Below are 8067 nucleotides of genomic sequence, written 5' to 3' on the forward strand. Positions count from 1 at the left end.
GGGGGCACCTCCTATAGCTTTGCGTGACAGCATGCAGCGTCGCGAATCAAATGTCCAATATATTATTTGAAGCTAATAAAGTCGTAAAATGTATCAGTTTCCACTCTGCCTTCGCGTATGTCCTTCGATTTGCGCCAATTGCGCTACTTTGTCACGCTGGCCGAGGAACAGCACTTCAGCCGGGCGGCGGCCCGGCTCGCGATGACCCAGCCGCCGCTGTCGCAGGCGATTCGCTTGCTGGAGGACGCACTCGGCGTGCGTCTGTTCGAGCGCACCAAACGCTCGGTCGAGTTGACCCCGGTGGGTGCCGCGCTGCTGCCCGAAGTGCGGCGGGTGCTGGCCGCCGCCGATGCGTTGGCGCCGCTCGCGCGCAGTCTGGCGCAGGGCGAGACCGGGGTGCTTGCGCTGGCGTTCGTGTCGAGCGCCGACTATGGGCTGCTGCCCGGCCTGTTGCGGCAATTCGGCGAACGTTTTCCGCGCGTCAGGCTTCAGTTGCTCGAGGCGACCAGTGACGTGCAGATTGACGAACTGGTGGCCGGACGTATCGACGCGGGCATTGTGATCCCACCGATTCCGCCCCGTCATGCGGCCGCGCTGTCGTATCTGCCGATCGCGCGTGAGCCATTGATCGTCGCCATGTCGTGCGACCTGGCCCAGGCGCTGGACACGGCGCACGACCAGGCGGAAATCGAGTTGGCGCAGTTCGCCGACGTGCCGCTGGTGATTTTCCCGCGGCGTTTGGCGCCCGCGTTTTATGACATCATAATGGGCTGCTACAAGGCTGCGGGCGTCGTGCCGCGGATCGGCCAGGAAGCGATCCAAATGCAGACGATCGTCAGCCTTGTGTCGGCCGGCATGGGCGTTGCGCTGGTGCCGCAATCGCTTCACAACTTGCGGCGCACGGGCGTCGTCTACCGAGCGCTGCGCGGTGCGCTGCCGGTCGTCGAAACGGGCCTGGTATGGCGCACGGGCGATGTCAGCCCGGTACTGGCGGGCTTCATCGACGTCGTGCGCGCGCATGCGCTATCGATCCCTTGACCTCCCACTGATCTCAGATTCCTATCGTGCTGATTCATCCGAATTTCGACCCCGTCGCGATCCACCTCGGTCCGCTCGCGGTGCGCTGGTACGGGTTGATGTACCTGGTCGCGTTCATCGCGGCGATCGTTGTCGGCCGGTTGCGGCTGCGCCTGCCGCATGTCGCGGCGCAAGGCTGGACGTTGCGCGACATCGACGACATGCTGTTCTATGGCGTGCTAGGCACGATCTTCGGTGGCCGCCTCGGCTACGTGCTGTTTTACAAAGCCGACTTCTATCTGGCCCATCCGCTTGACATCTTCAAGGTTTGGGAGGGGGGGATGTCGTTCCACGGTGGCTTTCTCGGCGTGACGCTCGCGATGGCCGTGTTCGCGTACCAACGCAACCGCACGTGGCTGCAGGTCACCGATTTCGTCGCGCCGATGGTGCCGACGGGGTTGGCAGCCGGTCGGTTTGGCAATTTCATCAACGGCGAACTGTGGGGGCGTGTTACGGCACCGGATGCCCCGTGGGCGATGGGATTTCCCGGCGCGGTCAATGAAGATCTGGGGTGGCTCGCGTCGCATCCGCTGCAAGCCGCGCAATGGCACTTGCTGGAAGTGTTCCAGCGCTACCCTATGCTGCCGCGCCATCCGTCACAGCTTTATGAGGTCGCGCTGGAGGGCGGTGTGCTGTTCGTTGTGCTCTGGTGCTTCACGCGCAAGCCGCGTCCGATCGGCGCCGCCTCGGCGCTCTTCCTGCTCGGCTATGGCATGGCGCGCTTCACGGTCGAGTTCGCGCGCGAGCCAGACGACTTTCTCGGATTGCTCGCGTTCAACTTATCGATGGGGCAGTGGCTTTCCCTGCCGATGGTCGTTGTCGGCGCACTGTTGCTCGTCTGGTCCTACAAGCGGGATGCGCGTTTGCTCAGTGCCCGCTCAGCGGACTCGGCCGGCTGACGCACGCTGCGCACCGCACACGCCCGGGTGCCGGCGCCACGACACGCGTGCGCGGCGAGGGCAGGGGCGGGGGCGGGCAGCGGGCCGGCCGGCGATGATACGTCAGCCTCAGCGCGTCATCTGGATCGAGCCGGATACGTCGACCGTCACCGTGCGCTTGCCCGCCTCGATCGGCAGCGGCGCTGTGGCCTTCGCTTCGGCTCTCGCGGGCGCGGCCATCATCATGAACGGTCGCGGGCCACCGCCGGCGCCCCGGTTGATGCGCACTTCCCGGATCGTGTAGCCGCCATAGCCGAACGCTTGCGCGGCGGCTTGCGCCTGGTCGCGGAACGCCGCAATGGCACCCGAGGTCAGCTTGGTTTCCGCGTCGCGGCGCGCCTGCGGTGATAACGAGAACGCCACATTATCCACTTGCATCGTATTGCTCAACTGGCCCGCGAGCCGCGACGCGGCACCGAAGTCGCACGATTCGAGCACGATCTCGGTTCGACCGCGCCAGGTGGCGATCTTGCCGTCGCGGTTAGTCGACGGATAGATCGTGAAGGCGCCGGTTTGCACGGTCACGTTGCTGTCGCGGCGCGCCTGCCGCAGCGCATCGTCGGCGCGCTTGTTCAGTGCCCGGGTCAGGGCGGCAGCATCCTGGCCCTCTTGCTCATAGAACAGTGTGATGCGCACGACGTCCTCTTGCACGTCGATGCTTTGCTCGACGCTCAGCGACAGCACGCCGGATGGCTGTACCACTGGCGCGGCCTGCGCAAGCGCGGCGCCGGGCGCTAAGCTCAGCGTCAGCGGAACACTCACAAGCGCGCATGCAGCCACGATGCCGCGCACACGACGCGCGAGGCGCCGCGAGGGTATGGATTGATTGATCATTCTTAGACTCCCAACGAGGTTGTCGGCTCCGTCGCAGCCCATGCGGCGGACTGTGTCCTATTAGGCAATGCGTGCGGCGGATCGTGCGCTATGAGTTGAGCGTGCGCGATGCGAAGTTCCACGAAACAAAGGCGGGGTCGCACTGCGCCGGTTTTGAGCGGGTGTGGTGCCTCGCGATCTCGCTATCTGGCCTTAGCCAGCGTGTCGGTGATATAGCGCCATTGATCGGGCGTAACTGGCGTAATCGACAGACGGTTGCCGCGCGCCAGCACCTGCATGTCGGCCAGTGCCGCGTGCGTGCGCAACTCGCTCAGCGGAATCAGTCGCAGCTTCTTGACGAAGCGCACATCGACCAGTAGCCAACGTGGTGCGTCACGACGCGACTTGGGATCATAGTAAGGACTGGCGGCATCGAATTGTGTCGGGTCCGGATACGGGCCCGACGCAACTTCGGCCAGGCCCGCGATGCCCGGTTCGGCACAACTGCTGTGATAGAACAGCACGCCGTCGCCGGGCTGCATGCCGTCGCGCATGAAATTACGCGCCTGGTAGTTGCGCACGCCGGTCCACGGCAATGTGCGGGTAGGAGACGCGGCAAGATCGTCGATGCTCGCTTCGTCGGGTTCGGACTTCATCAGCCAGTAGTGCATCGCCGTGGGGGACGCTCGAATGAAAAACGGCATCGAACCACAAAGTTCGATGCCGCCGAATAAGGTCCCCGCCTTGGCCGCTAGGCCGGCATCCTGAACCTAAGGTTCAGAATTGGTCGCAGTTAGCAGCACTTCGGGTACGTCAGACAGAGTGACGCGCACGCCCATGCTGCAAATTTCCGCAACCGTGCACATGGCATTGGTTCAAGGAGTCTATGACCTTGGCGAACCAGGCAGGGAAGCCAAAAAGAACGTATAAGCCGTATCGCTCGTGAACCGCGGTCTGCACAAGCTACGCAACGTGGCGCGGCCTATGCTTGCGTCAAATCATGCTGGCGGATGACTGCCGCGAGCTGATCATTCATTTGACGCATTGTACGCTGGATTTCCTCCGCGGGGAATGCCTCACCGTGCCGCACGCTCTTTTGCAATTGCAGTAGTTCAGAGGCGATCGACAGGGCGGCCATCACCGCGATTCGGTCATGGCCGCGCACGCTGCTCGCGGCGCGGACCTTGTTCATTTCTCGGTCCACGCGCTCGGCCGCCTCGCGCAGCGCGGGCTCGTTTTCGGGCGAGGTAGCGAGCCGATATGATTGGCCGAGAATCGACACTTCGATCTGTTTCGTCGTCATGCGGTTTCTCCTTGGCGATCGTTTCCGGGCGCGGGCGACGGTATGTCACTGGCTTGCGATGGCTGCACATCGAGCGGGGGATCCGGCAGTCGCGGGTGCGGCAGTTTTTCCAGGATCGCGTTCAAGCGGACCTGGGCATCGTCAATCTTCGCGGACAACGTGTCACGTTCGATGCGCAGCGCGTCGCGTTCGCGCTGCGCCTGTTCGAGTTGTGCCCGCAGTGCGTCGCGTTGCGCACGTGCGGCCTCGAGTTGCTGTTCGACGGCTAGCCGCGCTTGACGGTTCCGGTCGCTGATCTCGACCAGTCGACCGATGTTCTGGGACAAATTTTCAAGTTCGGTGAGCATCGTTGCGTCCTCTGCAGAACCGGCATTTTAGCGCGGTTCTGGTGGCGCTCGATGCCCTAGCTCGTATCCAGACGTAACAGTGGCGTGTTTCAGCCATTGACGCCCTGCATGGTGCTACCTACACTTGCGGCACTTTCGGTGCCCATGCGCACGGTTCACGCGCGGGGTTAAACGGGAAACAGGGAGCGAAGTTCGCCACGAACTGGCCAACCTGTGCTGTCCCCGCAACGGTAAGCGACCCGCTTTTTTTGCACATCGAACCGCCCACCGCCGCACGCGTTAGCGTGCGGCGGTGCGTGCCACTGCGCGTAGAGCGTGGGAAGGCCGGGCCGATGCGTCGCCAGCCCGGATACCGGCCGAGAGCGCGAAGCGCATGGTGTGGCGGTGGATTGCCGCGCCGCGCTTCATGGTAGCGCGTGGCCCGCGGGGGACGGGCGTCGCGCAGTCGCACAACAAGGAAAATATTATGCGTACGCCTATTGCAGCGGCAGCGCTGCTCGCGTTCGCCAGCTTGCCGCACGTCGCCACGGCGCAGCTTGTCCAGACTATCGACGATGACCGCCGGACAGGTGCGGGCGCAGACAGTGAGCTTGGCTCTGCCACGCGCTCCGGCATGGCGGCCCACGTCGATCCAGCGAAGGATGCCGACACTGCGGCGAATGCCGGCACTGCTGTGAGCACCGGTGCCCCGGCAACCGAAGCCCGGTCTTGCGCCGGTGATGACGCGGCGCGGCACGGCGCGCTGGTGCCGATTGTGGTGAGCGCCGCGCGCAATGCGCAGGCGTTGCCGGACGCGCTGCCGCAAACGACGCTGTTCGACCGGCGTGCCATCGAGGACAGCAGCGCGACGGATCTAGCCGGGCTGCTGCAATTCGCGCCGGGTGTGCAGATTACCCGCAACGGCGGCGCGGGCCAGGCGGCGGGGCTGTTCATGCGCGGCGCGCCGATCGCGCAGACATTGGTGATGATCGACGGCGTGCGCGTGGACTCCGCGGCGCTAGGCGCGACGCAAATCGCTCAGATTCCAATGGATCAGGTCGAGCGCGTCGAGGTCGTCAACGGCAACGTGTCGGCGCTGTACGGATCGAGTGCGATTGGCGGCGTCGTGCAGGTATTCACGCGTGACGGTGGCAATGATCCGCCGCGCTTCACGCTGGATGGTGAGTATGGCAGCTATCACACGCAGCGCCAGCATGTGGGTGTGAACGGGGCGCTCGACGTGGCCGGCGTGACAACGCTCAGTGTCGATGCGTCGCGCATGAAGACCGATGGTTTTTCTTCGATTGATCCGAACCGGGCCTCGGTGAATCCGAATGCGAACGGCACGTTCAACGAGAGCGTGAGTGCGTCGTTGAAGCACCGCTTCAGCGCGGGCTGGGACGCGGGTATCCGCTACTTTCAATCATTCTCAAAGACCAGTTTCGACAATCCGTTCGGCATGCCAACCAACTTGAACGAAGAGCGAGATCGCGTCGGGCAAGTCTCCGTATTTGTTAATGGCGGCCTGACCGAGCGTTGGAGCACGCATCTGAGCGTCGCGCAGGGCACCGACCGCTCGCAGATCCTCGTGAACGGGCGGCAGACTAGCCGCTACGACACGATGAATTACCAACTGGATTGGCAGAACGACTATGCCATCGCCGCCGGCCACAAGCTGGTGTTCGGCTACCAGCACGTCAATCAGGACCTGGACGCGTCGGACTTCACCACGCCCGCGCGGCGCGTGAATTCCGGCTACGTCGGCTATAACGGCGAGCTGGGCCGCAACGAGGTGCAACTGAACCTGCGGCGCGATCAGTATTCGGATTTCGGCGGCGCCAACAGCTACTTCATCGGCTATGGCTACCGATTCACCGATCACTGGAAGACCATTGTCAACTATTCCGATGCATTTCGCGCACCGACCTTCAACGACCTGTATTTTCCCTTTTCCGGTGACCCGAGCTTGAAACCAGAGCAGGCGCATTCGCTCGAAGCGGCGTTGCAATATGCGTCGCCGGTGTTTGGCGTGGCGCGCGTCACCGCGTTCCAGACCCGCTATCGGAATCTAATCCAGTACGCGCTTGCGGACCATGGGCGGTATGTTGCGCAGAATGTGGGCCGGGCAAAAGTCCAAGGTATCGAGGCCTCATGGGCGGGGCAGATGGGCCGTACCGACGTGCGCGCCAGCTTCACGTTCCAGAATCCCGTCGACGAGGTTTCGGACCGGGATTTGACGCGGCGGCCACGTCGCTTTGCCACCGTGTCGGCGAACCATAGCTTCGACGGTTGGCGGGTCGGCGGGCAATGGCTGTTGACTGGCGCGCGCCACGACAACGGCCAGCCGCTGGGCGGATATGGCGTGGTCAATCTGAGTGCCCGATACAATATCACTAAATCGTGGTATGTCGCGGCGCGCGTCGAGAACCTGTTCGATAAGGATTATGAGACGCTCTATACGTACAACACGCCAAAGCGTGGCGCGTATCTCACGCTTGGTTGGCAGCAGCAATAGCGCGGGGCGCGCGAACCATGAGCGCGGGGTCTAGCGGCAGCGCCCGCCCGATGTCGCCGCGCCGCGCGGCGGCGATTTGGCTCGCGCTGGCCGCCGCCGCCGGCTTGCTGCTGGTGATCTCGCTTGCCACGGGCAGCGTGCGGATTGCGCCAGCGCGCGTGCTTGCCGCATTGGCCGGCAACCCCGGCTTTGACGCGGATATTGTGCGCACGCTGCGGCTGCCGCGCGCGCTCGCGGGCTTTGCCTGCGGCGCGCTGCTGTCGCTGGCCGGCGCGTTGCTGCAGGTGCTGTTGCGTAATCCGCTTGCCGATCCGTACGTGCTTGGCGTATCGGGCGGCGCGGCGGCATTCGCGGTGGCCGCGATGTTGCTGGGCGTGCCGTGGTGGGGCACGCAGGTGGCCGCGTTCGCCGGCTCGCTGGCGTCGATGGGCATCGTGTTCGGCCTTGCGCGCCGCGCGTTGTGGCTGGGTGAGCCGCGCGACGCCTCGCCGCGGCTGCTGCTGACCGGCGTCATCGTGGCCGCGGGCTTCAGTGCGGCCACCGCTTTAATGATGACGTTCAGCCCCGAGCGCGCATTGCGCGGCATTGTGTTCTGGCTGCAAGGCGATTTGAACGGCACTGGCATGCCGTGGTTCGCGCTGGCCGTGCTGGCGATGCTGGTCGCCTCGTGCGTGCCGGCCACGCGCCAACTCAATGCGCTGGCCCGCGGCGATCAGTTTGCGCAGGCGCTGGGCGTGCCGGTCGTGGCGTTGCGCGCGCGCGTTTATGTGATGGCGTCGTTGGCTGCGGCGGCGGCCGTTACCACGGCCGGCACGCTTGGCTTTGTCGGTCTGGTGGTGCCGCATTTGGTGCGGCTGGCGTGGGGCAACGACCAGCGTATGCTGGTGCCCGCGTCGATGCTCGGCGGCGGCGCTGCCGTGATGGGCGCGGACCTGGTCGCGCGCAGTGCCTTCGCGCCGGCGCAATTGCCGGTGGGCGTGGTGACCGCGTTGGTCGGCGTGCCGCTGTTCCTCTGGATGTTGTTGGGGCGCAGACGATGAATCGGGCGGGCGGGTCGGGGCCGGGGTCGGCGCCGTTGAGCGTACAGGCACTGAC

General features: G+C 64.6%; 8 protein-coding genes, 1 other RNA gene and 1 riboswitch. Of the genes, 4 read left to right on the forward strand and 5 right to left on the reverse strand.

Annotation, left to right across the window (positions count from 1 at the left end):
* The first annotated feature begins 117 nt into the window (after positions 1-117).
* Positions 118-1038, forward strand: coding sequence for a LysR family transcriptional regulator (locus tag KPG66_RS02350; protein ID WP_013434354.1), 921 nt, complete (start codon positions 118-120; stop codon positions 1036-1038).
* 26 nt (positions 1039-1064) lie between these two features.
* Positions 1065-1976, forward strand: coding sequence for a prolipoprotein diacylglyceryl transferase (gene lgt, locus KPG66_RS02355; protein WP_013434355.1), 912 nt, complete (start codon positions 1065-1067; stop codon positions 1974-1976).
* A gap of 108 nt (positions 1977-2084) precedes the next feature.
* Here lgt and KPG66_RS02360 read toward each other — a convergent pair whose 3' ends face one another.
* The 5 genes from KPG66_RS02360 to KPG66_RS02380 form a co-directional block, all read right to left on the reverse strand.
* Positions 2085-2849: an SIMPL domain-containing protein gene (locus KPG66_RS02360; RefSeq protein WP_237069905.1), complete on the reverse strand. Its 765-nt coding sequence runs from the start codon at positions 2847-2849 to the stop codon at positions 2085-2087.
* A gap of 182 nt (positions 2850-3031) precedes the next feature.
* Entirely contained in the window at positions 3032-3499 is a 468-nt protein-coding gene (locus KPG66_RS02365) for an EVE domain-containing protein (protein WP_237069906.1), read from the reverse strand.
* Between the two features lie 61 nt (positions 3500-3560).
* A non-coding RNA gene (ssrS, locus tag KPG66_RS02370) (6S RNA) lies at positions 3561-3742 on the reverse strand.
* Between the two features lie 68 nt (positions 3743-3810).
* Positions 3811-4131: a cell division protein ZapA gene (locus tag KPG66_RS02375; protein ID WP_013434358.1), complete on the reverse strand. Its 321-nt coding sequence runs from the start codon at positions 4129-4131 to the stop codon at positions 3811-3813.
* Complete coding sequence (locus tag KPG66_RS02380; RefSeq protein ID WP_013434359.1) at positions 4128-4478, reverse strand: ATPase; 351 nt, start codon at positions 4476-4478, stop codon at positions 4128-4130. Before KPG66_RS02380 ends, KPG66_RS02375 begins: the two co-directional genes overlap by 4 nt.
* 119 nt (positions 4479-4597) lie before the next feature.
* A riboswitch (cobalamin riboswitch) is annotated at positions 4598-4853 on the forward strand.
* Positions 4854-4944: 91 nt separating this feature from the next.
* Here KPG66_RS02380 and KPG66_RS02385 point away from each other — a divergent pair.
* Both KPG66_RS02385 and KPG66_RS02390 read left to right on the forward strand, forming a co-directional pair.
* On the forward strand, positions 4945-6972 hold the full coding sequence (locus KPG66_RS02385) for a TonB-dependent receptor plug domain-containing protein (protein WP_041754054.1): 2028 nt from the start codon (positions 4945-4947) through the stop codon (positions 6970-6972).
* Positions 6973-6989: 17 nt separating this feature from the next.
* Complete coding sequence (locus tag KPG66_RS02390) at positions 6990-8012, forward strand: FecCD family ABC transporter permease (protein ID WP_232509324.1); 1023 nt, start codon at positions 6990-6992, stop codon at positions 8010-8012.
* Positions 8013-8067: the final 55 nt, after the last annotated feature.

The organism is Mycetohabitans sp. B2 (genome assembly GCF_021733735.1).
Classification (GTDB): Bacteria; Pseudomonadota; Gammaproteobacteria; order Burkholderiales; family Burkholderiaceae; genus Mycetohabitans; species Mycetohabitans rhizoxinica.